We start from the raw sequence: 24,425 nt of genomic DNA on the forward strand, positions 1-24,425 counted from the left end.
GGGCGGGTGCACGACGATGGCGCGGCGGACTGCCGCGCCATCGTTGTTGTCGGCGGTCGTTGTTGGGTGTTGTTGGCCACCCTCGTACGGCCCAGAGACGGCCCCAGCTACGCCCCGCAGCAGATTTGCAGACCGCGTGGCGCAACCCGCCTGAGCGGGGCTTCTCACCCCTCTGTGGCCTCAAGACGGGTCACAGTGACGGCGGCAACCCGCGCACCCCCTTCAGCTTGGCCCCCTCGAACTTCGCCCCGGCGACCTTGGCCCCGGTGAGGTCCGCGTTCGTGAGGTCCGCATTCGTGAGGTCCGCGTTCGTGAGGTCCGCATTCGTGAGGTCCGCGCCAGTCAGGTCGGCGTGGGCCAAGTCGGCGCCCCTGAGGTTTGCCCTTGACAGGTACGCGCCTTTGAGATTCGACTCGCTGAGTGTGGCGCCAGTCAGATTCGCGCAGTCGCCGCTGTCGAAGCCGGGTTCCGGGGGAGGACAGAACATCGTTCTCGTGAGATTCATGCCGAAGAGCGCTGCGTTGGTTAGGTTCGCCTTGACTAGGAGCGCGTCGGCCAAGTCTGCGCAACCCTCCGGTCTGGTTTGGCCGACTGGTCGGGCCCGGCTCAGCAGGGCTGCCGCAGCTCCTCGGCCTCCCTGTGCGGTCTGCATGAACACTTCGCTGCAGAGGGACGCGCCTGTGAGGTTTGCGCCTTCCAGACCCGCGCCGTTCAAGTGTGAGCCGGACAGATCTGCGTCTGCGAGGTTCGCGTTCGTCAGATATGCAAGGTCGAGCCGCGATCCTCTCAGCGCCGCCCCCGAGAGGTTCGCTCGTATCAACGATGCTTCTCGGAGGTCCGCGTTGGGGAGGGAGGAGTCGCGGAGATCTGCGTTTGACAGGTCGGCACCGCGGAAGGGGATTTCGGTGGGATCGCCGGGGAGTCTCACCCCACGCAGTGCGGTGCGGCTGAGGTCAATCGGTGCCCCCTGGTCGCGATCGGGGCTGCGGTTGCCCAACACGGTCATCACCGCCTGGACGTCGGCGCGGGGCGATGGCTTGTCACCCGACTCGCCGGGCGCCTTCTTCGTGCTGCCAACTGGAACAGAAGCGTGTTGCCGTAGATATGCGGACAGGACTGATATGACAGCGGGTTGGTCGCGGGCCGAGTCGTGCATGATCCGTTCCAGCGCGTAGATTCCCCCGAGTCGTATATCCAGGGACGTCGACCCCAGGTTGTTGATCGCGGCGTTGAATCGGTTGGTGATCTGCCCCTGCTCGCTGATCCCCACTTCCTTCCCGGTCTGCGTGACCTGCATCCAGGTGAACAGCAGCGCAAGCAGGGCAGCGAGTCCTGGCAGGCTGGCCGCCACCAGTCCGCCCCAATGGACTCGACCGGTGTTCGGTGGCCCCGGCGCCTGGAGCCGCTGGTGACGGCTTTGCTGACGCCGCCGCGTCGGCCTCCGCCGCGTGGTCCGGCGGAGCCTTCCAGAGCCCAGGGTCCGCGTCATCCCTCCCATGGCACCCCACACAGGCAGGGCCTGCCACCCGGGCGCCCTCAGCTCATAGGTCTGACTGCGGCCAATCCGGTCCAACCAACAGGAGAGAAACGACGATGGCGTGGCGGGCGACCGCCACGCCATCGTCGTTCCGTCTCGCGCCATCGTTGTTGTGTCTCGCGCCATCGTTGTTCTGTCTAACGATTCGGAGAATCTCCGCCCCATGTGTCACTCCTCCCGCATACAGTGCCCTGCAGACCGGCTTTTCTGAACGCGTTCAGAAGTTCGGGGGAGGGTCCACGGGGAGGGTTTCGCGCGATGCGCAAGGGGGCAAAGGCCGCCGTCATCGGCAGTGTGTTCGCCGTGATGGTGGGGGGTGCCGGATACGGCGCCTTCAATGTGATGTCGGCGCTCAGCGGGAGCGGCGGCGGAGGCTCGGGGAGCGGCGGCGGACCCGCGGCCGTGAGGACGGGGCCGCCGAGCGGCGCGGAGGTCAAGGAGACCTCGACGAAGTTCTTCGCCGCCTGGGAGCGGGGGGACGCCGCCAAGGCCGCCGCGTACACCAACTTCGCCCAGAAGGCGCAGGAGTTGCTGGCCGGCTACCGCGACGACGCGCATCTCACCGGAGTGAAGATCACCCCGGGGACGGCGACGGGGGCCACCGTGCCGTTCTCCGTCAAGGCGACGGTGTCGTTCGAGGGGAAGTCCAAGCCCTTCGCGTACGACTCCCGGCTGACCGTCGTGCGCGGCGAGACCACCGGGAAGGCGCTGGTCGACTGGAAGCCGTCCGTCGTGCATCCCGAGTTGCAGGAGGGCGACACGCTGGTCACGGGCGAGTCGGCGAGCCCGCCCATCGAGGCGGTGGACCGGAACAACGTTGTCCTGACGAAGGAGAAGTACCCCTCGCTGGGTCCGATCCTGGACGCGCTGCGCGAGAAGTACGGCGATACGGCGGGCGGTACGGCCGGGGTCGAACTGGCGATCCACCACGCGTCCGAGGGCGCGGGGGACACCGCACTGGTGACCCTCGCCAAGGGCAAGCCCGGCAAGCTGCGCACCACCCTCAGCGCCGGCGTGCAGGCCGCGGCGGAGAAGGCGGCCGCCCGGTACGCCGAGTCGTCCGTGGTGGCCGTGCAGCCGAGCAGCGGTCAGGTGCTGGCGGTCGCCAACCACCGCGCGGACGGCTTCAACGCGGCCTTCCAGGGCACCCTGGCCCCCGGCTCCACGATGAAGATCATCACCTCGGCGATGCTCATCGACAACGGCGTGACCACCATGAACGGCCCGGCGCCCTGCCCGCAGACCGCGACCTGGCAGAGCGAGACCTTCCACAACCTCACCGACCTCGCGCCGAACGAGAAGGCGAGCCTCGCCAACAGCTTCATGCGGTCCTGCAACACGGCCTTCGTGAAACTGATCGACGAGAAACCGCTCACGGACGAGTCCCTGACGACCGAGGCGCAGACGCGCTTCGGCCTCGGCCAGAACAACTGGAAGACCGGCATCCCTTCCTTCGACGGCAGCGTCCCCGCCTCCGGCGGCCCGGACCGCGCGGCGAACGCGATCGGCCAGGGCCAGGTCCAGATGAGCCCGCTGAACATGGCGTCGGTCACGGCGACGGCGATGACGGGCACCTTCCGGCAGCCGGTCATCGTCTCGCCCAAGCTCGACGACCGGGAACTGGCGACGGCGAAGGGCCTGCCCAGCAGTACGTCCGCGCAGCTGCGCGCGATGATGAACCTCACCGCGACCAGCGGCACCGCCGCCCAGGTGATGGCGGGGCTCAGCGGCAACATCGGCGCCAAGACCGGCTCCGCCGAGGTCGACGCCCAGTCCAGGTCGAACAGCTGGTTCACCGGCTATCGCAACGACATCGCGGCCGCCGCGATGACCCAGCAAGGCGGTCACGGGGTGGACGCGGCCGGTCCGATCGTCGCAGCTGTGCTACGAACGGGCGGCTGAAGTCACCCTTGACAGGGCGGGACCCTAGGGTGGGGGCTCTCGTTGAGGAGCATGAGGGTGCCGGGGGACCTGGGGAAAAGGCGGAGGATCGAAAGCTGTGGGGAACAGAAGGCGCGTCGCCGAGCGACGAAAGACGAAGCCCGCCGTGGTCGGCGGGCTGATCGCGGTGGTCGTCGGCGGCGGGGCGTTCGGCGCCTACAGCCTGTACGGCGGCGGGGCGGCGGCCGAGGACCGTACGTCGGAGACCGCCGGCCACAAGGCCGTGAAGACCGGTCCGCCGTCGGCGGCCGAGGTCACGGCGCTGTCCACGCGGTTCCTGACCGCCTGGCAGAGCGGTGACGTCGCGAAGGCGGCCGCGGCCACCGACGACTCGGCGGCCGCGACGACCTTGCTGACCGGCTACGGCAAGGACGCCCACATCACCGGCGTCAAGCTCACGCCGGGCACGGCGTCCGGGGCCTCCGTCCCCTTCTCCGTCAAGGCCACCGTCACGTACAAGGGCAAGAGCAAGCCCCTGACGTACGACTCGAAGCTGACCGTCGTGCGGCGCGCCAAGGACGGTGTGGCGCTGGTCGGCTGGCAGGCGTCGGTCGTGCACCCCGACCTCCAGGACGGCGACCGCCTGGTCACCGGTCCGGCCGGCACTCCCCCGGTCACCGCCCTCGACCGCGACGGCGGCGAGATCACCACGGCCAAGTACCCCTCGCTGGGCACGGTGTTGGACGGGCTGCGCGAGAAGTACGGCAAGATCGCCGGCGGCAAGGCGGGCATCGAACTGCGCGTGGTCCGCAAGGCCGCCACCAAGGGCACCCAGAAGACCCCCGACAAGACCCTGGTGACCCTCAGCGAGGGCACCCCGGGGACCGTGAAGACCACGCTCAGCCCGACCCTCCAGGCGGACGCCGAGCAGCAGGTCGCCAAGAAGGACCGCGCGTCGGTGGTCCTGATGCGCCCCTCGACGGGCGAGATCCTCGCGGTCGCCAACGCCAGCCACGGCTTCAACACGGCCTTCCAGGGCTCGCTGGCCCCCGGCTCCACGATGAAGGTCATCACGTCGTCGCTGCTCATCGACAAGGGGCTCGCCTCGGCCGACAAGCAGCACCCGTGCCCGAAGTACGTGACGTACGGCGGCTGGAAGTTCCAGAACGACGACAAGTTCGAGATCAAGGGCGGCACGTTCAAGGCGAGCTTCGCGCGCTCCTGCAACACCGCCTTCATCAGTCAGGCCAAGAAGCTGTCGAACTCCGACCTGACGAACCAGGCGCAGCAGTACTTCGGCCTGTCCATGAACAACTGGGCCATCGGCGTCCCGTCCTTCGACGGCTCGGTCCCGGTCCAGTCGGCGGCCCAGATGGCGGCCTCGCTGATCGGCCAGGGCGGGGTCCGCATGAACCCGCTGAACATGGCCTCGGTCGCCGCCACGGTGAGGACGGGCGTCTTCCACCAGCCGTACCTGGTGTCTCCGGCGGTCGACAACCGCAAGCTGGCGACGGCCTCCCGCACCCTCCCCGCCACCACCCTCGCCCAGCTCCGCGAACTCATGCAGTACACGGCGGCGTCCGGCACCGCCGCCCAGGCGATGTCCGGCCTCGGCCCCGACTACGGCGCGAAGACAGGCTCCGCCGAGGTCGACGGGCAGAAGAAGCCCAACGGCTGGTTCACCGCGTGGAAGGGCGACCTCGCCGCGGCGGGCGTCGTCCAACAGGGCGGCCACGGCGGCGACACGGCGGGCCCGATCGTGGCGGCGCTCCTGAAGGCGGGAAGCTAGCCGGGCGGGGCGCCGGAGCACGTCCGGGTGGCAGCCAGGACCTGTCCGGGCGGGGAACGGGTCGGCCTCGGGTGCGACCGGGGGCGACTCGGGAACTGCTCGGGAACTGCTCGGGAGCGATGTCAGTGGGGGCTTCTACGCTCCGCGCATGACGTTCTCCCTTCCCGCGGGGCTGCCCGCAGGACTGCCCGCGGGGCTGCCCGCAGGCCGTGCCGTCCCCGACGGCTCCCCCGTCATGTGGCGCTCCGACAAACCACCGTCGGACCCGCTGGCTTGGTGGACACGTTGCCAGCGGCAGCAGGGCGAGACCGGCCTGCTGCCGATCCTCTGCTACGCGGACGACGACCGGCCCCGCTCGCTGGACCTCGCCGAGATAGCCGCCGTCGACCTCGAAGCCGAGCTGGAGAAGGGCTGGCGCGCCTACCGGCGTGACCAACTCGCCCGGCTCGCCGCCCCGTCCGAGCCCCTCGAACCGCCCGAGGACATCGCACCGTTCGTCGAGCCGTGGGAGGACGACCCCGGCGCCCCCTTCGACCACTGGCCCGGACTGGCCCCCGCCACCCTCGCCTCCTGCGGCGTCCACCCGGACGAGGCCGCGCGCTCGGCCTTCGCCCATCTCATGGCCGACGACCCGTACAACGCGACAGACGCCTGTCTCGGTCTCGTCGCCGCCGCGCGCAGCGCCGACATCCCCGCCGTCGTCGGCTGGCGTGCGGAGGCGCCGCTGCCCCTGCTCTGTGCTCTCCTGCGCAGTTGGGAGGACCGCTTCGGCGCACGTGTCCTCACCGTCGTCGGAGCGACGCTGTACGTCTCCGTCGCGAGCCCGCCGCGCGACGAACAGCAGGCCGCCCACATCGCGCTCGAACACCTCCTGACCACGGCCGACAACATCGTCAACGACCCCCCGACCCCCTTCCCCCGTTACGCCGCCTCCCTGATCGACGCCCCGCTGTGGCGCTTCTGGTGGGACTAGGCCCTGTCGGACAGGCATGAGACCCGGCGCCCGGCGCACCGGAACCCGCTCGCGTGCCTCCTACACCGACCGATAGCGTGCCGCCCATGACGACCGACGCCGCCGAAGAGTCCGGAGCCCACCCCCGTTTCGCCCAGGCCCTGGAGGAGCTGGGCCTCGCCGATCTGCTGCCGCGCATCCGCCGCTTCCCGGACGCGACCCGTACCGCCGACGAGGCCGCCGCCGCGATCGGGTGCGAGTTGAGCCAGATCTGCAAGTCGCTGATCTTCGCCGCGGACGGGGTGCCGGTGCTGGTGCTGATGGACGGGGCGTCGCGCGTGGACGTGGAGCTCGTGCGGCGGGAGCTCGGGGCCGAGAAGGTGACACGGGCCAGGGTCGAGCTCGTACGGGAGACGACCGGGTACGCGATCGGCGGGGTGCCGCCCTTCGGCCACCGTACGAGGACGCGGGTCCTCGCGGACCGTTCGCTTCTCGGCCACGACGTGGTGTGGGCCGCGGCCGGCACCCCGTACACCGTGTTCCCCATGGACCCCAGGACGCTGGTCGCGCGGGCGGGCGGCACGCTGGTGGACGTGCGCGAGCAGCACCTGTGACCCCGCTGGTCACCGCGTCGGTGCTGCTCGCCGCGGTCACCCACGCCAGTTGGAAGCGATCGCGCACCGCATCACCGACAAGCTCGTCGGGTTCACGCTGATCGCGGGCGGCGGGGTGCTGATCGGGCTGGCGCTGATGCCGTTCGTGGCGGTGCCGGCGGCTGGGGCGTGGCCGTATCTGCTCGTGTCGGCCGCGATCCACGTCCTGTACTACGTGCTGCTGATGCGCTCGTTCCGGCTGGGCGACTTCGGGCAGGCGTATCCGATCGCCCGCGGGACCGCCCCGCTGGTCGTCACCGTGCTGGCGGCCGTGTTCGCGCACGAGGTGCCGGACGCGTGGGCGGCGGCGGGGATCACGGTGTCGTGCGCGGGGCTGACGGGGGTCGCGCTGTGGGGAATGCGCGGGCGGCGCCCCAACTGGGCCGCCATCGGCGCGGCGTTGGCCACCGGTCTGTCGATCGCCGCGTACACCGTCGTGGACGGACTCGGCGTACGCGCCTCCGGTTCCTCGCTCGGGTACAGAGGGTGTAGTCGGGGTCTGTCGGTTTTCGAGGTCGCCGACACGGATTTCAGGCTCGGCTGCATTCCTGTCCGAGCGCGACGAGACGTGCGCCGCGGAACGAGCTATGCACCCTCGTTGTCACCGCGCAGGGAATGGATCATGCTCTGCATGATACGGAACGCGTCTGACTGCTCGGTCTCGGTCAGGCCGGCCAGCATTCTGGCCTCGACGGACCGGACGGCTGCGCTCGCCTTCTCGAGGCTTCGTCGGCCGCGAGGCGTGAGCCGCGTGGGAAGCACCTTCCCGACGGGCGCCGCCGCAGGCCTGGTCACGTAGCCGTCTCGTTCCAGGGTCTGGAGCAGCACGTTCATCGTCTGCCGTGTCACGAACGCGCCTCGCGCGAGCTCGGAGTTCGACAAGCCCGGTCGTTGCGCCAGCAGCTCGATGCAGGAGTAGTGCGTCACGCTCATCCCGAGCGGCCGCAGCACTTCCTCCATGGCCGCGCGGAGGGCGCTCGACGCTTCTTTGAGCAGGTAGCCCAGTGACGTCTCCAGGTTGACGCCGACACCTTCTTGACTCATGTCAGCATTCTGACATAGGTTGACGCATGTCAGAAAACTGACACGAAAAGAAGGAGCGTCATCATGCCCGCTACCGGCCCCGACTTCATCTCGCTCCAAGTGCGCGGCCTCGACGCTTCGCAGGCGTTCTACGAGCAGTACCTGGGCCTCGTCCGCTCGCCGGCCGGACCTCCGCACGCCGTCGTCTTCGAGACGAAGCCGATCGCGTTCGCACTCCGCGACGTCATTCCCGGCACCGACCTCGCATCCGTCGCTCAGCCCGGCATCGGTGCCGCGATCTGGCTCCACGCCACCGACGTCCAGGCCATCCACGACGCGCTCGTCGCCGACGGTCACACCATCGTCTCCGCACCGATCGACGGTCCCTTCGGTCGGACCTTCACCTTCGCCGACCCCGACGGCTACCAGGTCACGCTCCACGACCGCGCTTGATCGACCAAACGCCACCGGACGATCATCAGCGGTTGCGCCGACTGGCGCACGTCCCGCTCGGCTGGCGGGCAACGATCCCGCACGTCCGCATCCGCCGCTACCGCTGTTCCGGCTGCGGACAGGTCTGGCGCCAAGGCACGACCGCGGCCGCCGCGCCGAGGGCGAAACTCTCGACGCAGGCGGTGAGGTGGGCGTTGAAGAGTGTCGTCAGCGACCGGATGTCGATCGCCCGGATCGCCGCCGGGCTCGGGGTGCCCTGGCACACCGTCAATGACGCCGTCCTGGCGACCGGCCACCAGTTGCTGATCGCCGACCCGACCCGCTTCGACGGTGTCCAAGTCCTGGGCGTGGATGAGCATGCGTGGCGCCACACCCGCCGCGGGGACAAGTTCGTCACCGTCATCATCGATCTCACCCCGGTCCGCGACGGCACCGGACCGTCGAGACTGCTGGACATGGTCGAAGGCCGATCCAAGCAGGTGTTCAAGACCTGGCAGAATCCGGCGAACGGCTCCTCGTCCGCTGCCGCAACAGACGCGCAACCGTCTGCTCCCCCTGCTCCCGCCTCCACGCGGGCCGTCGGTCTCGACACCACGCCCGGCACGGCGCCGGATGGGCACTGGCGCTTTGTCGGCTCCGGCCACACCCCCGGCGCCGCACTCCTGGCCGCTGGAGTAGCCGAAGACATCGCCTCGAACCGTGAGATCGCCCGTGAAGAGCGTGAGGTGCCCCGGTGACGAGACACCACAGCGAGCAGTGGGCTCGGGCGGTCGAGCGCCAGGCGGCCAAGTTCCCCACACGGATAGGGCCGAAAAGCGCTACGCGTCTCGCGCGGCTCCCCGGCCCTGCACGGAAGGATTCCTAGAAGGTGATTGATTCCAAGGAGCTCAGCGGCGGCCTCGCCGGTCCTCGTAGTTGACGAAGAAGCTCACAACAATGAGCAAGCCGAAAATCCCCAGGGCGAAGGTGCCGAGGATCGTCCAGATCCCCTTCCCGTCCAACGCAGAGCGCACCCCACCGGCGAGCCCGCCGACGGCCATGCAGATGCCGAAGACGACCATCCGTGAACTTTGGGGTCTCAGCCAGTGCCGCAGGTCCGGGCGGCGGCGCCCGCGCGTGGGCGGTCCAGCGGAGTGCGTCATTGGTACCTCACCTTTCCCGGTTCCCCTGGGGCGTCCACATGGGTGTCGCCCGGCCCCTTGGGCGCCTCGGGCGTGTAGTAGAAGTCGACCCCCGTCGCGACCACGGCGACCGGCACGCCAAATATCTTCTCCCCGAACTTGCCGATCGTATTGATGAACGTGGGGCGATGATGTTTCCCGGTTACGTCGCTCAGGAGCGCGCCCTTGGCGAGGTGCTTGCTGGCCTCGCCGCCGGCCGCGGAGGGGGCACCGCCGATTGCGCCCTGTATCGCGCCGTTGAGGTCTCCGTGCAGTGCCGCCTCTCCCCCACCCATCCAGGAGCGGTAACTGAGGAATTCAGCGATGGGCTTGATGGTGCCGCTGCCCCACTTGGCGGGCGGCGTGTACTCCACCGAATCCGTCTTCGTCTGCTGCGCCTGTCGGGCGTCGGTGCTCGCGTCCTTGAGGGAGCCGTAATACGTGCTGCCGAACTCGTGCTTGTCCTTGGTGAGTTGCCACAGGCCCCAGGAACAGGTCGAGTCCGCTTCCGCTGCGCGGGCGATGATCGCATCGATGCGGCGTTGCAGGGCGTCGAAGTCGTCCTGGGTCACCACGGACTCGGGATCCCCGTGCGACATGCGCTGGGGCTGGACGCTACGGCTCAGCGTGCCGTCGGCATGGATCGTGATGCCTGCGGGCGGATTCTCGCAGAGAACCTTCAGGTCGTCCCTGGCCGCCTTGATCTTGTCGTGCGCGGAACTCAGCAGGTTCCCGACGCTCTCCGCTTCGGTGACCGCGTCGGTGAACTCGTCCGACACCCGGACGACGAACGGTTTGGTGACGGAGGCGTTCTCACCCTTCCACTCGGTGCCCTGGGCCAGGCTGCGCATACTCCCGGCCTCTTTGGCGACTTTGTTCAGCAGGACCGCCATGGCGGCCCAGTCGTCGGCCGCCGACTGCAGCGGTGAGAGATTTACGTGGAAGAGTTCTTCGAAGGTCGGCACCGGCTCCCCCTGTTGGTCCCGGCGTCGCCGCCGGCGTCTTCCGGAGGGTTCCCGGTCCGCTTCGGAATCCCTCCGCCCCGCACACACTGACCAGACGTCACATGATGGGACCGTCCACCTTCGGGACGTGGGGCGCGTCGGAGTCGGAGGTGGGCGGCGGCACGTCGAGGTATTCGGAGATCTTGGAGACCTGTATCTGCGCGGCAATGCCGTGGTCGTCCTGAAGCCGTTCGGCGATCTCCCGGCAGATGCGTTCCTGTCGGTCGACCCCGGTCTGATCCTCGTCCTTGGTGTGGGGGATCCGGCGGTAGATCGCTGCGGGTCACCTGGGGTGACGGCGGTCTTGGCTCATCGTCGGCGCGGCGATCGGGGCGGTGTTCTTCAAGGAGCGGTTCGGGGCGTCCCGGCTCGCGGCGGCGGGGCTGCTGGTGGTGGGGATCGGTCTGATGCTGCACGCGGGCTGAGGCCGCACGCAGGCTGAGGCTGAGGCCGCACGCGGGCTGAGGCCGCACGCAGGCTGAGGCTGAGGCCGCACGCGGGCTGAGGCCGCACGCGGGGCGGGCCGACCGTCAGTGGGCCACCGGAGTCACCGCTGTGTACGTACGGCGGAGGAAGCGGATCAGGACCTTCGAGTCGAACTGCACCACCGACACGCCCTGCGCGGAGTGGAACTCCACGACCGCCTGCACCCGGCCGCACGGCCACACGCGTACGTCGCCGGACTCGACCGGAGCGCGCAGGCCTCGCTCGAGGAGCTCCCGGGGGAAGGCCCACTCGTGGGGGCCGGGCAGCGTCATGTGGACCTGGCGGGGATCGGCGTCGGGGTCGTAGCTGAGGGCCACCGGGACGACCTGGTGTTCGTCCTCGGCGGAGTCTGCGGTGTCGGTGACGATGTGGGCGCGTGCGTACTGTTCGACGGCGGACATGAACCGACTCCTTGCGCTGCGTTACCTGTGCGGAATCTATGAATCCGCCACCTCTCCAATGTCGCACATTCCGGAGATTTCGCCCACGGACTGCGCGTACCCACAGGGTTCCCGGATCAGCCCCCGCCATGCATCACCACTTCGCCGCTATTCATGGGCACCTCGCTCTTGCAAACCGTTCGCAACAAGGCACTATCATCGAACGGTGCATGTGCCTGACGGATTCATCAACGCCCCGGTCTCCGCGGTCACCGGAGTGGTCGCCGCCGGCGCCATCGCCGTGAGCCTGCGGGGCGCCCGCCGCGAACTCGACGAGAAGACCGCGCCGCTCGCCGGCCTGGTCGCCGCCTTCATCTTCGCCGTACAGATGCTGAACTTCCCGGTCGCCGCCGGGACCAGCGGACATCTGCTCGGCGGCGCGCTCGCGGCGATACTCGTCGGCCCCTTCACCGGAGTCCTCTGCGTCTCCGTGGTCCTGCTGATGCAGGGCATCCTCTTCGCCGACGGCGGCCTGACCGCACTCGGCGTGAACATCACCGACATGGCGATCGTCACGACGGTCGTCTCCTACGCCCTCTTCCGGGGCCTGGTGAAGGTCCTGCCGCGCAAGAAGCGCTCCATCACCGTGGCGGCCTTCGTCTCCGCGCTCCTTTCCGTCCCGGCCGCCGCCGTCGCCTTCACCCTCATCTACGCCCTCGGCGGCACCACCGACGTCCCGATCACCAAGGTCGCCACCGCGATGATCGGCGTGCACGTCCTCATCGGCATCGGCGAGGCCACGATCACCGCTCTCACGGTCGGCGCGGTCATCGCCGTACGACCGGACCTCGTGTACGGGGCGCGCGGTCTGCAGCAGCGGCTGAAGCTGCGCGTCGGCGGCGAGCTGGTCGACGCGCCCGCGCCCGCCGTCCCCGTGGCCGCCCGGACCTCCCGCCGCAAGGTGTGGGCGGTCGGCCTCGTCACCTCCCTCGCCCTCGCGGGCTTCGTCAGCTTCTACGCCTCCGCGAGCCCCGACGGCCTGGAGAAGGTCGCCAAGGACCAGGGCATCGACAAGAACACCAAGAAGCACCACACCGAGGACTCCCCGCTCGCCGGTTACGGCGTCAAGGACATCTCCGACGCCCGGATCTCCGGCGGCCTCGCGGGCGTGATCGGCGTCGGCGTCACCGTCGTCGCGGGCACGGGGATCTTCTGGGCGGTACGCAGGCGCCACAGCGCCGACGTCTCCCCCTCGCAGGTGGCCTGAGGTGGGCGCGGATGGGGGTACCTCCCGCTCGAGCGGAGCCGGGAGTGGGGGAGCACACAGGCTCTACCGGCACGGGCACTCCCCCGTGCACGCCCTGCCGCCGCACACCAAACTCGCCGCGGCCTTCGCCTTCGTCGTCGTGGTCGTCTCCACCCCGCGCGAGGCGATGTGGGCCTTCGCGCTGTACGCCGCGCTCCTGGCGACGGTGGCGTACCAGGCCCGGGTACCGGCCGCCTTCCTGCTCAAGCGGCTGCTGATCGAGATCCCGTTCGTCGCCTTCGCCGTGCTGATGCCGTTCGTGGCGGAGGGCGAGCGGGTGGACGTCCTCGGTCTGTCGCTCAGTGTGAACGGCCTGTGGGGCGCCTGGAACGTTCTCGCCAAGGGCACCCTGGGCGTCGCCGCCTCCGTGCTCCTCGCCTCGACGACCGAACTGCGCGAACTGCTGCTGGGGCTCCAGCGGTTGAAGCTGCCCCCGCTCCTCGTACAGATCGCCTCCTTCATGATCCGCTACGGCGATGTCATCACGGACGAGATGCGGCGGATGCGGATCGCGCGTGAGTCGCGGGGCTTCGAGGCCCGGGGTGTACGGCACTGGGGCGTCCTCGCGAAGTCGGCGGGCGCGCTGTTCATCCGCTCCTACGAGCGCGGGGAACGCGTCCATCTCGCCATGGTGAGCCGGGGGTACGCCGGTTCGATGCCGGTCATCGACGAGGTGACCGCGTCCCGGGCGCAGTGGTCGTACGCCCTCGCCCTCCCGTTCGCCGCCCTTGTCGTCTGCCTGCTGGGATGGACCCTGTGACCCCCTCTCTGGAAGTGGCCGGACTGGCCTTCGCCTACCCCGACGGCCACCAGGCCCTCTTCGGCGTCGACTTCAGCCTCGGGCGTGGCGAACGCGTCGCGCTGCTCGGCCCGAACGGCGCCGGCAAGACCACCCTCGTCCTCCATCTCAACGGCATCCTGACCGGCGGCGCCGGAACCGTGACGGTGGCCGGACTCCCGGTCGGCAAGCGGCACATGGCGGAGATCCGGCGCAAGGTCGGCATCGTCTTCCAGGACCCGGACGACCAGCTCTTCATGCCGACCGTGCGGGAGGACGTGGCCTTCGGGCCGGCCGCGGCGGGCCTGAAGGGCGCCGAGCTGGAGGAGCGCGTCCGTTCGGCTCTGGAGCGGGTCGGCATGGCGGACTTCGCCGACCGTCCACCGCACCATCTGTCGTTCGGGCAGCGCCGCCGGGTGGCCGTCGCGACCGTCCTCGCCATGGAGCCGGAGATCCTCGTCCTCGACGAGCCGTCCTCCAACCTCGACCCGGCCTCACGCCGTGAACTCGCCGACATCCTGCGGTCGTTGGACGTCACCGTCCTCATGGTCACGCACGACCTGCCGTACGCCCTCGAACTGTGCCCCCGGGCGCTGATCCTGAGCGACGGCGCGATCGCGGCGGACGGGAAGACCGGCGAGCTGCTCTCCGACGACGAGCTGATGCGCACCCACCGCCTGGAACTGCCCTTCGGTTTCGACCCGCGCTCGACAGCTGTGCGTACTCCGTGACAATGGGCGCGTGACGAAACAAGGGGACCAAGAGGACTTCGGATCGGCCGGGTCGCTGTTCCTCGACGACCAGCTGTGCTTCGCGCTGTACGCGGCCCAGCGCGCGGTGACCGCCGCGTACCGTCCGCTGCTGGAGGAGCTCGGCCTCACCTACCCGCAGTACCTCGTCCTGCTGTTCCTCTGGGAGCGCGGCGAGACGACGGTCAAGGAGCTGGCGGGCGCGCTGCGGCTGGACTACGGCACGGTGTCGCCGCTGCTCAAGCGGCTGGAGTCGGCCGGTCTGGTCCGCCGTGAACGCTCGGCGCGCGACGAGCGGTCGGTGCTGGTGGCGGTCACCGGGCGCGGCGAGGCGCTGCGGGAGCGCGCGGCGGGCGTACCGCGGGCGCTGCTGGCGTCGACCGGCCTTACCGAGGACGAGGTGGCCAGGATGCGGCAGGAGCTGTGGGGGCTGGCCGAGCGCGCTGAGGGCGCGGCGGGGCGCGGGCGCTGACCTGCCCGTCCGGCACGGGACGGGGGTTACCGGCGGTTTCCACCCCCTGGTCATCACACCTTCCGTACCGGCCGGTACCTTGTGCACGATGTGCTTGTGCACTTCTGTGTTTTCCGTCCTGGGGGAGGTCCCGCCATGATCGATGGCACCGCTGTCGGCGACACCGCTGTCGACACTCGTCCGACGAAGATCATGTACGTCGCCGAGGCCACCGCGCACGGCGGCCGGGACGGCTATGTCACCAGCCTGGACGGCCAGATCGAGCTGAAGGTCGCGATGCCGCCCGCGCTCGGCGGTGACGGCAACGGCACCAACCCGGAGCAGCTCTTCGCGGCCGGGTACAGCGCCTGCTTCCACAACGCGCTCGTACTGGTGGGCCGCCGCGCCGGACTGGACCTGACCGGCTCCACCGTCGCCGCGAAGGTCGGCATCGGCCCCAACAAGCAGCGCGGCTACGGCCTCGCGGTCGCCCTGAGCGTCTCACTGCCCGTCCTCGACCAGGACGTCGCGACCAAGCTCGTCGACGCGGCGCACGAGGTCTGCCCGTACTCGAACGCGACCCGGAACAACATCGAGGTCACGATCCTGCTCGGCTAGGAATCGAGCCTTCCGCGTGTGTGTTGCATCCACTGTTGAGGGTGGCAGGGCGACAGGGAGTACGGGCGTGGACGTGAACGGCACAGTGGCCGAGGGCTTCGAACCGGTCAGGGAGGCGTTCGCACGCAACTTCGAGACGCTCGGGGAGCGGGGTGCGGCGGTCTCCGTGTACCGGCACGGGCGCAAGGTCGTCGACCTGTGGGCCGGCACGCGGGACGTGGACGGTACGGCGGATTCGGCACCCTGGGAGCACGACACCGCCCACGTCATGCACTCGGCGACGAAGGGCGTCGGGGCCGCCGTACTCCTGATGCTGCGCGAGCGCGGCGAGCTGGACCTGGACGCACCGGTCGCCGAGTACTGGCCCGAGTTCAAGGACCGGGGCAAGGAACGGCTTCTGGTCCGGCATGTGCTGTCGCACCGGGCGGGCGTGCCCGTGGTCGACACGCCGCTGACCCCGGCCGAGGCCGCGGACCCGGACCGCACGGCCGAGTCGATCGCGGCGCAGACCCCCCTCTGGGAGCCGGGCACGGACCACGGCTACCACCCCCACACCTTCGGCTGGATGCTCTCCGAACTGGTCCGCCGCGTGACCGGCGGCCGGGGCGTGAGCGAGTTCATCGCGTCGGAGATCTCCGCCCCGCTCGGCCTGGACCTCTGGGTCGGGCTGCCGGGGGCCGAGGCCCACCGGGTGGGCCGCACGGGCCGAGTCGACACACCCGAGCCGTCGAGCGCCCTGCGCACCCGCCCGAAGCGGTCGGTGTCCGAGGCCTACAAGGACCCGGACTCGACGACCGTCCGCGCCTTCGCCGCGATCACCCCGCCGCCCGACGACAACGACCCCGCCTACCGCGCGGCGGCCCTCCCCGCCTCCAACGGCATCGCCACGGCCGACGGGCTCGCCCGTTTCTACGCCGCCCTGATCGGCCGGCTGGACGGCACCCGCCTGTTCACCCCGGCCACGGTCGACCTGTCCCGCGCCGAGGCGTCCGCGGGACCGGACCGCACCCTGGTCATCAACACCCGTTTCGGACTCGGCTACATGCTCCACGGCACCGCCTCCCCGCTGCTGGGCCCGGCCTCGTTCGGCCACCCCGGCCGCGGCGGCCCACTGGGCTTCGCGGACCCCGAGTCGGGCATCGCCTTCGGCTACATCACGAACGGCTTCCGCAAGACCGTGACGGCGGATCCACGGGCACAGGCGCTGGTACGGGCCGTACGGGCGGCGCTGTCGTCGTAGCCCACCGGGGCCACGTCATAGCCCACCGGGCCGGAGCCACGTCGTAGCCCACCGGGCCGGGGCCGTGCCAGGGCTCCCCCACGGTCCTGGCCCGCCCCTTCCGGTCCGCCCGTCCCCCGCCGCGCGGCGATCACCACAATGCGCGGCCGACCGCCCTTCTGTCGTTGGCACACAGTCGCCACCTACTTGGCGCTGGGTCCACGGCCTTCCGAGTGTGCCTCGCGGGCCTCGGCCACCGTCCTCCCGCGCAGTTCGCTCGGCGGGACGCCATGGGCGGTGCGGAAGGCCCGGGTGAACTCGGCGGCGCGGGGGAAGCCCCAGCGGGCGGCGACGGCATGGACCGGCATCGCGCGCAGCGCCGGGTCGGCGAGGTCGCGGCGGGCGTTCTCCAGCCGCTGATCGCGGATGTAGGCGGCCACGGTGAGGCCCTCGGCCTGGAAGAGTCGGTACAGATGACTGCGCGAGATGTGGTGCGCGGCGGCGATCCGGGCGGGGGTCAGCTCCTGGTCGCCCAGATTCCGGCGGATGAACGCCTTGATGCGCAGGGTCAGCGTCCGGCCGCGGGTCTCCGGCGGCAGCAGGGCCTCGGCGTCCAGGGCGCCCGCGAAGACGGCCGTGACCAGATCGGCGAGGACCGTTCCCAGCCGGGGCCCGTCCGACGGCTGGTAGGAGCCGGTGTCCGAGGCCAACTGGACGAGGAACTGCGCCAGGAGTCCGCCGACTCCCTCGCGGCCCGAGATCCGGCTGCCGATCACCTGGTCGGCCCGGTTCGCGGGCAGCGCCACCAGCGACCGCGGGATCTCGACTCCCACGAGGCTGACCGGGTCGGCGCCGGTGTGAATCTCGTACGACCGCGAGGAACAGTTGGTGTGGATGTCGTTGACCCGGTAGGCGGCCTGCTGTCTGTCCCAGGCGGCCTCTCCCTCCCCCCGCAGCAGGAGGGAGAGGTGGTACACCTCGGGATCGGACTGGCGGATCAGTTTCGGTGTCCGACGGAAGACCAGGTGGTCGAAGGTCGCCGGCCACACCGTGACGTCCCCCAGCCCGATCATGCGCTGGTGCGCGCGGTAGTCCGCCGTGCGGTCGCTGGCCAGCCGCATGGGCGCGTGCGTACGGCCCATGCGCTGCGTCCACGCCTCGAACCGGTCACCGACCGGCAGGTCCGCGGTTTTGAAGACCGACTCGTGCAACACCGTCGGCGGACCTCCTCGTGAGAGAGCCTGGGACCGGATGATTCCACAGCCGGGAGCAGGAGTGAGGGGCACCCCTCCGCAACGCGGGGTGCCCCTCACCACCTCAGCCGGTCAACCGGACGCCCAGTCGGTCAGGCCTCAGACCCGGACCAGCTCCCGGTCCTCGTCCCGGCCACCGTCGCCGTGGCCCCTGCCCTTCTCCTCCGCCGTGCGCAGGCCCTCGCCCTCGACATCCACGTTGGGAAGCGCCCGGTCCAGCCACTTCGGCAGCCACCAGGCCTTCTTCCCGAGCAGGGCCAGCACCGCCGGGACGATCGCCATGCGGACCACGAACGCGTCGAAGAAGACCGCGATCGCGAGGCCGAAGCCGATCATCTTGATCATCGACTCGCTGGAGCCGATGAAGCCGGAGAAGACGGCGATCATGATGACCGCGGCCGCCGTGACGACCCGTGCGCCGTGCTTGAAGCCGGTCACGATCGCCTGGTGGGGCTTCTCCCCGTGGACGTACGCCTCGCGCATCCGGGTCACGAGGAACACCTCGTAGTCCATCGCGAGACCGAAGACGACACCCACCATGAAGATCGGCATCATCGACATGATCGGGCCGGTTTGCTCGACGCCCATGACGCCGGACAGCCAGCCCCACTGGAAGACGGCGACGACCGCGCCGAGCGCCGCCATCACGCTCAGCAGGAAGCCGAGCGCCGCCTTCAGCGGGACCAGGACCGAGCGGAAGACCACGATCAGCAGGAGGAAGGCGAGGCCGACGACCAGCGCGAGATACGGGATCAGCGCGTCGTTCAGCTTCTGCGAGAAGTCGATGTTCATCGCGGTGGTGCCGGTGACCAGCACCTTCGCGTCGGTCTCCGTCGAGATGGTGCCGCCCGCGTCACGGATGGCGTGCACCAGGTCCTCGGTCTTGACGGAGGACGGCTTGGAGTCGGGGACGACCGTGATCGTCGCGGTGTCCCCGGCCTTGTTGAACGCCGCCGGGCTGACCGACACGACGTCCTTCATGTCCTTGACCGTGTCGGTGACCTTGGTCGCCGCGGCCTTGGGGTCGTCGCTGGACTTGCCGTCCACGACGAGCATCAGGGGACCGTTGAAGCCGGGGCCGAAGCCGTCGGACAGCGCGTCGTACGCCCGGCGCTGCGTGGTCGACGTCGGCTGCGAACCGTCGTCGGGCAGACCCAGTTCGAGCGAGGCCGCCGGGAGCGCGGCGGCACCCAGGCCGATCACGCCGAGCACCAGCACGGCGAGCGGCCGGCGCACGACGAAGCTCGCCCAGCGGGTGCCCATGTTGGGCTTGCCCTCCTTCTTCGCGGCCCGCCCACCGCCGAGCAGCCTGCTCTTCTTGCCGGCGGGCTGGACCTTGCGGCCCGCGTAGCCCAGCAGGGCCGGAATCAGCGACAGCGCGATCAGTACCGCGATGGCGACCGTACCCGCCGCCGCGACACCCATCTTCGTCAGCATCGGGATGTTGACGACCGACAGACCGACCAGCGCGATCACGACCGTCAGACCGGCGAAGACGACCGCCGAGCCCGCCGTGCCGACCGCCCGTCCGGCCGCTTCCTCGCGCTCCCGGCCCTCGGCCAGTTCGGCGCGGTAGCGGGAGACGATGAAGAGGGCGTAGTCGATGCCGACCGCGAGGCCGATCATCATCGCGAGGGTGGAGGTGGTGGTGCCCAGGTCCAGCGCGTTCGCCAGCGCCGTGATCGTCGAGACGCCGATACCGACGCCGATCAGCGCGGTCAGCAGCGGCAGCCCGGCCGCGATCAGCGAACCGAAGGTGATGACGAGCACGACCGCGGCGACCGCGATACCGATGACCTCGGTCGACCCGGTCTCGGGCGTCACCTGGAGCGCGTCACCGCCGACCTCGACGCTCAGCCCGGCGTCCCGCGCCTGCTGCGCGGCCTCCTCCAGGGCGGTCTTCGAGGAGTCCTTCAACTCCATGCCGGACACCTTGTACTTCACCGAGGCGTAGGCGACCGACCCGTTCTTGCTCACCGCGTGGGACTTGAAGGGGTCGGACACGGAGGTGACCTCGGAGCCGTCGCCGAGCGCCTTGACGGTCTTCTCGACGGTGGCCTTGTTGGCCTTGTCGCCCATCTTCTCGCCGGCGGGCGCCTTGAAGACCACGCGGGCGGTCGCACCGTCGGCGCTCATCCCGGGGAAGCGCTGTTCCAGGAGGTCGAAAGCTTTCTGCGCCTCGGTGCCCGGGATCGAGAAAGAGGACGCGCCCGCGGTGGGCGCGGAGGCTGCGCCGACACCCGCCAGCGTCAGCAGGGCCACCCATATCAGGGCGACGAAATGGCGTCGCCTGAAGGCGAGTCGGCCGAGTTTGTAGAGGAATGTGGCCACGAGGGCGTACTCCCGGTCAGGTCGTTTGCTGGCAACTGGGCAGGGGAGACAAGCCCGACGACGTGAGCGGTCGCGTCAGGTGCAGGTAGGTGTGACGAAAGGTCGGGGCGGATCAGGCGCCGAGAGCGGGGAGGATCACGGCGTCCATGTACGAGGTGAGGAAGGCCTGGGTCGGTGGCAGTTGGTCGATGACGCCGCGCACCGCGAAGGCGCCGATCAACATGTGCATCACGTACTCCTGGGCGGGGTTGTCCGCTCGGATCTCACCCCGGTCGACGGCGCGCCGCAGGATCACCCGGAGCATCTCGGTCTCCGGGTCGATGACCCACTCCCGGAAGGCCCGCAGGAGATCGGGGTTTCCGTGCAGCGCCGTGGCCAGACCCCGCATCAGCGCGGAGTTCTGCTCCATGTGGCAGTCGTCCTCACGCCTCACCATCGCGTGGAAGTCGCCCCGCAGGGACCCGGTGTCGATGTCACTGGTGCTCGGCTTCTCGTGCCGCAGCGCCTTCACGACGAGCTCGGCCTTGCCGCCCCACTGGCGGTAGAGGGTGGCCTTGCTGGACCGGGTGCGGGCCGCGACGGCATCCATGGTCAGGGCGTCGTAGCCGACCTCCCGGAGCAGTTCGAGCACGGCCGCGTACAGCTCGGCCTCACGCTCGGGGGTGATCCGACTGCGACGCACCGTTGCGGCTTCAGTCATCCCACTCACCTTCTCTGCTCCGGACGACACGGTTTCGTACACCTATGAAGATACCCCGAGATTCAAAGAAACGAAACCGTTTCGTACGTGTGCTGGGTCACGCACATCCGAAAGGACACCTACTCACAAGTTGCCGGGGGCCTCCGGGAGGAAAAGCATGGGTAGGTGAGCGACGCGTATGAGAAGGCGACCACGGACCAGGCGCCCCCCGGGGACAACGCGACCACCAGGGGCAACGCATCCGGCTATCTCCGTTTCCCCCATCTCAGCGGCAACCGCCTCTGCTTCGCCGCCGAGGACGACCTGTGGATGGCCCCCCTCGACGGGCCGGGCCGCGCCTGGCGGCTCACCGTCGACCGGACCAAGGTCGGCCACCCCCGCTTCTCCCCCGACGGCCGGCTCATCGCGTACACGAGCTGGCGCAGCCTCGTGCCGGAGATCCATCTGGCCCCGGTGGACGGCGGTCCCTCCCGCCGGCTCACCTATTGGGGCAGCGCGGACACCCAGGTCTGCGGCTGGTCGCCGCCCGACAAGGACGGGCACAGCGACATCCTCGCCGTCGCCTCCCACGGCCAGCCCTTCTCGTACTTCACCTGGGCCTACAAGGTCCCCACCGACGGCGACCCCGGCGGCGCACTCCCCTGGGGCCCGGTCGCCGCCATCCAGGTCGCCGACCACGACGGCGAACACAAGACGCTCCTGCTCACCGGCACCCCGCCGCACGAACCCGCCTCCTGGAAGCGCTACCGGGGCGGCGCCACCGGCAGGCTCTGGCTGCACGGACGGCGACTGCTCGCCGATCTCGACGGCCACCTCGACTCCCCCATGTTCGTCGGCGGCCGTATCGCCTTCCTCTCCGACCACGAGGGCATCGGAAACCTGTACTCGTGCGCCTACGACGGTTCCGGCCTGCGCCGCCACACCGACCACGACGCCTTCTACGCCCGGCACGCCTCCAGCGACGGCACCCGGGTCGTCTACCAGTGCGCCGGGGACCTGTGGATCGTCGACGACCTCTCCCCCGACTCGGTCCCGCGCCGCCTCGACGTCCGCCTCGGCGGTCCGCGCGCGGGACGCCGTACGTACCAGGTGCCCGCGGCGCAGCACGTGGACGGCATCTCGGTCGACGAGACGGGCCGGGCCAGCGCCGTCGTCGTACGCGGCAGCCTGCACTGGCTCACCCACCGCGACGGCCCCGCGCGCACCATCGCGGACACCCCCGGCGTGCGCGTCCGGCTCCCCGAGATGCTCGGCTCCGGCGGCCGGATCGCCTACGTCACCGACGCGGACGGCGAGGACGCCGTCGAGATCGCCTTCCTCCCCCGGGCCTCCGGCCAGCGCGAGCCGCGCCGTCTCGCCTCCGGCGAACTGGGGCGCGTGCTGGAGATGGTCTCCGACCCGCAGGGCGAACGCCTCGCGATCGCCTCGAACGACGGACGACTGCTGATCCTCGACGCGACGCAGGAGTCCGGGGCCACGACCCGGACGGAGCCCGAAGAAGCCTCCCGGACAGAGCCCGACAGCACCGCACGGACGGAGTCCGAGGAAGCCGCACGGACGGGGTCCGAGGAAGCCGCACGGACGGAGTCCGAGGAAGCCGCGCGGGCGGAGTCCGAGGACACCTCACCGACCGAGCCCGCGGAAGCCTCCCGGACAGAGTCCGAGGACACCTCATCGACGGAGTCCGGGGGAGGGGAGGTCACTGAGCTGATCACCTCGATCAACGGGCCGGTCCGGGACCTCGCCTTCTCCCCGGACGGGGCCTGGCTGACCTGGTCGCACCCGGGTATCGGCCGCTCCTTGCGCCAGATCAAGATCGCGCGCATAAAGGACCGGCTCATCGTCGACGTCACCAACGGCCGCTTCGAGGACGAGAACCCCGTCTTCACCCGCGACGGCCGCTACCTCGCCTTCCTCTCCTGGCGCGGCTTCGACCCGGTGTACGACGTCCACACCGGCGACCTCTCCTTCCCGCTCGGCTGCCGCCCCTACCTGGTCCCGCTGTCCTCCGCCACCCCCTCCCCCTTCGCGCTCAACCCCGACGGACGGCCGGTCGCCGGGGGCCTGGACCCGATCGAGGACGAGAGCGCGGACGGCGCGGTGAGCGTCGAACTGGAAGGCCTGGAGAGCCGGGTGACCCCCTTCCCGGTCACCGCCTCCAAGTACTCGGCGCTGTACCCGGTCGCGGGCGGCGGCCTGGTCTGGCTGCGCTGGCCGATCTCGGGCGCCCTCGGCGAGACCTTCGTCAACCCCGACGACACCTCCGGCCGGCCGACGCTGGAGTTCTTCAACATCAGCAAGGCGAAGAAGTCCGAACTCGTCCAGCACCTGGACTGGTTCGCGGTCAGCGGCGACGGCTCCCGGCTGGTCGTCGTGGACGAGGGCGACCTGCGAGCGGTCCCCTCGACCGAGACCGGTGACTCCGACTCGACGGTCTGGATCGACCTGCGGCGCATCATCCACGAGGTGGACCCGCCCGCCGAATGGCGCCAGGCCTACGAGGAGGCGGGCCGCCTCACCCGCGCCTACTTCTGGGAACCCCACATGTGCGGCATCGACTGGGACGGTGTGCTCGCCCAGTACCGCCCGCTGCTCGAACGAATCGCCTCCCCCGACGACTTCGCCGACCTCCTGCGCGAGGTCCTCGGCGAACTCGGCACCTCCCACGCGTACGTCGCCGCCGCCCGCCGCAACGAGGGGCCGGCCCACTACCAGCGCTGGCAGGGCCTGCTCGGTGCCAACTTCGTCCGCCGCGACGGCGGTTGGATGCTGAAGCGGATCCTCCCCGGCGACTCCTCCGACTCCAAGGCACGCTCACCGCTCGCCGGCACCGGCATCCGCGAGGGCGCGGTCCTCACCCACGTCGACGGCCGCCCGGTCGACCCGGTCACCGGCCCCTACCCCCTGCTCGCGGGTGCGGGCGGTACGACGGTGGAGCTCACGTTCATCCCTGAGGCGGGCGAGGGCCGCTCACGCCGGGTGGCCGTCGTCCCGCTGATCGACGAGCGCCCCCTGCGCTACCAGGACTGGGTGGCCAAGCGCCGCGAGGTCGTCCGGGAGCTGAGCGGGGGCCGGTGCGGCTACCTCCACATCCCCGACATGGGCGGCTCCGGCTGGGCCCAGTTCAACCGCGACCTGCGCCTGGAAGTCTCGCGCCCCGCGCTGATCGTCGACGTACGCGGCAACGCGGGCGGCCACATCAGCGAACTCGTCGTGGAGAAGCTCACCCGCACGATCCTCGGCTGGGACCTGACACGCAACGCCCAGCCGGTGTCGTACGCCTCGAACGCCCCGCGCGGCCCGATCGTCGCCCTCGCCGACGAGGCGACCGCCTCCGACGGCGACATGATCACCGCCGCGTTCAAGCTGCTGAAGCTCGGCCCCGTCGTCGGCCAGCGCACCTGGGGCGGAGTCGTCGGCATGACCGGCCGCCACCGCCTCGGCGACGGCACGGTGATCACGGTGCCGATGAACGCGGCCTGGTTCGACGCGTACGGCTGGTCCGTCGAGAACCAGGGCGTCCCCCCGGATCTGGCGGTCCTGCGCACTCCCCTGGACTGGGCGGAGGGCCACCACACCGAAATGGACACGGCCATCCAACTGGCCCTGGACCTCCTGACCACCCACCACGCGGCCTCCCCACCCGACTACACAAACCCCCCCGACAGATCAAGACCGAAACTCCCCCCAAGATCTCAATAG

At 70.1% G+C, this 24,425-nt stretch carries 20 protein-coding genes and 3 pseudogenes; 15 read left to right on the top strand and 8 right to left on the bottom strand.

Annotation, left to right across the window (positions count from 1 at the left end; translation table 11 throughout):
- Positions 1 to 190 precede the first annotated feature (190 nt).
- Positions 191 to 1,351 carry a pentapeptide repeat-containing protein gene (locus tag ACIQTP_RS37370; protein ID WP_403408361.1) on the bottom strand — a complete coding sequence of 387 codons (1,161 nt, stop codon included), beginning with the start codon at positions 1,349 to 1,351 and terminating at the stop codon, positions 191 to 193.
- A gap of 444 nt (positions 1,352 to 1,795) precedes the next feature.
- On the opposite strand from ACIQTP_RS37370, the gene ACIQTP_RS37375 reads away from it, so the two are divergent.
- The 5 genes and pseudogenes from ACIQTP_RS37375 to ACIQTP_RS37395 all read left to right on the top strand — a co-directional run.
- Positions 1,796 to 3,439, top strand: a complete 1,644-nt coding sequence (locus ACIQTP_RS37375; RefSeq protein ID WP_403408363.1) for a penicillin-binding transpeptidase domain-containing protein — start codon at positions 1,796 to 1,798, stop codon at positions 3,437 to 3,439.
- A gap of 97 nt (positions 3,440 to 3,536) precedes the next feature.
- Positions 3,537 to 5,207: a penicillin-binding transpeptidase domain-containing protein gene (locus ACIQTP_RS37380; protein WP_403408365.1), complete on the top strand. Its 1,671-nt coding sequence runs from the start codon at positions 3,537 to 3,539 to the stop codon at positions 5,205 to 5,207.
- A 148-nt stretch (positions 5,208 to 5,355) separates the two neighbouring features.
- Positions 5,356 to 6,180, top strand: a complete 825-nt coding sequence (locus tag ACIQTP_RS37385; RefSeq protein WP_403408367.1) for a DUF4253 domain-containing protein — start codon at positions 5,356 to 5,358, stop codon at positions 6,178 to 6,180.
- An 86-nt stretch (positions 6,181 to 6,266) separates the two neighbouring features.
- Entirely contained in the window at positions 6,267 to 6,773 is a 507-nt protein-coding gene (locus ACIQTP_RS37390; RefSeq protein ID WP_403408368.1) for a YbaK/EbsC family protein, read from the top strand.
- Positions 6,770 to 7,293, top strand: a pseudogene (locus ACIQTP_RS37395) (EamA family transporter); the annotation flags it as partial. The gene ACIQTP_RS37390 and the pseudogene ACIQTP_RS37395, both read left to right, overlap by 4 nt.
- Before the next feature lie 104 nt (positions 7,294 to 7,397).
- Here ACIQTP_RS37395 and ACIQTP_RS37400 read toward each other — a convergent pair.
- Entirely contained in the window at positions 7,398 to 7,856 is a 459-nt protein-coding gene (locus ACIQTP_RS37400) for a MarR family winged helix-turn-helix transcriptional regulator (protein WP_403408370.1), read from the bottom strand.
- Positions 7,857 to 7,919: 63 nt separating this feature from the next.
- Here ACIQTP_RS37400 and ACIQTP_RS37405 point away from each other — a divergent pair, with 63 nt between their 5' ends.
- Both ACIQTP_RS37405 and ACIQTP_RS37410 read left to right on the top strand, forming a co-directional pair.
- Entirely contained in the window at positions 7,920 to 8,288 is a 369-nt protein-coding gene (locus ACIQTP_RS37405) for a VOC family protein (RefSeq protein WP_355858566.1), read from the top strand.
- A gap of 32 nt (positions 8,289 to 8,320) precedes the next feature.
- Positions 8,321 to 8,782 (top strand): annotated as a pseudogene (locus ACIQTP_RS37410) (ISL3 family transposase); the annotation flags it as partial.
- A gap of 393 nt (positions 8,783 to 9,175) precedes the next feature.
- Here ACIQTP_RS37410 and ACIQTP_RS37415 read toward each other — a convergent pair.
- Positions 9,176 to 9,349, bottom strand: coding sequence for a hypothetical protein (locus ACIQTP_RS37415; RefSeq protein ID WP_225900338.1), 174 nt, complete (start codon positions 9,347 to 9,349; stop codon positions 9,176 to 9,178).
- Between the two features lie 77 nt (positions 9,350 to 9,426).
- Positions 9,427 to 10,413 (bottom strand): hypothetical protein, encoded by a 987-nt coding sequence (locus ACIQTP_RS37420; protein WP_371646945.1) that lies wholly within the window; start codon positions 10,411 to 10,413, stop codon positions 9,427 to 9,429.
- A gap of 335 nt (positions 10,414 to 10,748) precedes the next feature.
- Here ACIQTP_RS37420 and ACIQTP_RS37425 point away from each other — a divergent pair.
- Positions 10,749 to 10,877 (top strand): annotated as a pseudogene (locus ACIQTP_RS37425) (EamA family transporter); the annotation flags it as partial.
- Between the two features lie 105 nt (positions 10,878 to 10,982).
- Here ACIQTP_RS37425 and ACIQTP_RS37430 read toward each other — a convergent pair.
- Positions 10,983 to 11,339 (bottom strand): SsgA family sporulation/cell division regulator, encoded by a 357-nt coding sequence (locus ACIQTP_RS37430; RefSeq protein ID WP_168492518.1) that lies wholly within the window; start codon positions 11,337 to 11,339, stop codon positions 10,983 to 10,985.
- 205 nt (positions 11,340 to 11,544) lie between these two features.
- On the opposite strand from ACIQTP_RS37430, the gene ACIQTP_RS37435 reads away from it, so the two are divergent.
- The 6 genes from ACIQTP_RS37435 to ACIQTP_RS37460 all read left to right on the top strand — a co-directional run bounded on the left by ACIQTP_RS37435 (position 11,545) and on the right by ACIQTP_RS37460 (position 16,460).
- A complete protein-coding gene (locus ACIQTP_RS37435) occupies positions 11,545 to 12,585 on the top strand; it encodes an energy-coupling factor ABC transporter permease (RefSeq protein ID WP_403408373.1) in 1,041 nt (346 codons plus the stop codon).
- 1 nt (position 12,586) lies between these two features.
- Positions 12,587 to 13,384 (top strand): cobalt ECF transporter T component CbiQ, encoded by a 798-nt coding sequence (gene cbiQ / locus ACIQTP_RS37440; protein WP_403408375.1) that lies wholly within the window; start codon positions 12,587 to 12,589, stop codon positions 13,382 to 13,384.
- Positions 13,372 to 14,133 carry an energy-coupling factor ABC transporter ATP-binding protein gene (locus ACIQTP_RS37445; RefSeq protein ID WP_402041896.1) on the top strand — a complete coding sequence of 254 codons (762 nt, stop codon included), beginning with the start codon at positions 13,372 to 13,374 and terminating at the stop codon, positions 14,131 to 14,133. Before cbiQ ends, ACIQTP_RS37445 begins: the two co-directional genes overlap by 13 nt.
- A 10-nt stretch (positions 14,134 to 14,143) precedes the next feature.
- Entirely contained in the window at positions 14,144 to 14,623 is a 480-nt protein-coding gene (locus ACIQTP_RS37450; RefSeq protein WP_402041893.1) for a MarR family winged helix-turn-helix transcriptional regulator, read from the top strand.
- Between the two features lie 135 nt (positions 14,624 to 14,758).
- Positions 14,759 to 15,220 carry an organic hydroperoxide resistance protein gene (locus tag ACIQTP_RS37455; RefSeq protein ID WP_101404570.1) on the top strand — a complete coding sequence of 154 codons (462 nt, stop codon included), beginning with the start codon at positions 14,759 to 14,761 and terminating at the stop codon, positions 15,218 to 15,220.
- A 67-nt stretch (positions 15,221 to 15,287) separates the two neighbouring features.
- The gene (locus ACIQTP_RS37460; protein WP_403408377.1) at positions 15,288 to 16,460 is read left to right on the top strand and encodes a serine hydrolase domain-containing protein; all 1,173 of its coding nucleotides are present in this window, start codon (positions 15,288 to 15,290) and stop codon (positions 16,458 to 16,460) included.
- 182 nt (positions 16,461 to 16,642) lie between these two features.
- Here the strand turns inward: ACIQTP_RS37460 and ACIQTP_RS37465 are convergent, their stop codons facing one another.
- The 3 genes from ACIQTP_RS37465 to ACIQTP_RS37475 all read right to left on the bottom strand — a co-directional run bounded on the left by ACIQTP_RS37465 (position 16,643) and on the right by ACIQTP_RS37475 (position 20,723).
- Positions 16,643 to 17,653 (bottom strand): helix-turn-helix domain-containing protein, encoded by a 1,011-nt coding sequence (locus tag ACIQTP_RS37465; RefSeq protein WP_403408379.1) that lies wholly within the window; start codon positions 17,651 to 17,653, stop codon positions 16,643 to 16,645.
- Between the two features lie 138 nt (positions 17,654 to 17,791).
- A complete protein-coding gene (locus tag ACIQTP_RS37470) occupies positions 17,792 to 20,023 on the bottom strand; it encodes an MMPL family transporter (RefSeq protein ID WP_403408381.1) in 2,232 nt (743 codons plus the stop codon).
- A gap of 112 nt (positions 20,024 to 20,135) precedes the next feature.
- Positions 20,136 to 20,723, bottom strand: coding sequence for a TetR/AcrR family transcriptional regulator (locus tag ACIQTP_RS37475; RefSeq protein ID WP_403408383.1), 588 nt, complete (start codon positions 20,721 to 20,723; stop codon positions 20,136 to 20,138).
- 165 nt (positions 20,724 to 20,888) lie between these two features.
- On the opposite strand from ACIQTP_RS37475, the gene ACIQTP_RS37480 reads away from it, so the two are divergent.
- On the top strand, positions 20,889 to 24,425 hold the full coding sequence (locus ACIQTP_RS37480; protein WP_403408385.1) for a S41 family peptidase: 3,537 nt from the start codon (positions 20,889 to 20,891) through the stop codon (positions 24,423 to 24,425).

The sequence above is a fragment of the Streptomyces sp. NPDC090798 genome (assembly GCF_044768965.1).
Classification (GTDB): Bacteria; Actinomycetota; Actinomycetes; order Streptomycetales; family Streptomycetaceae; genus Streptomyces.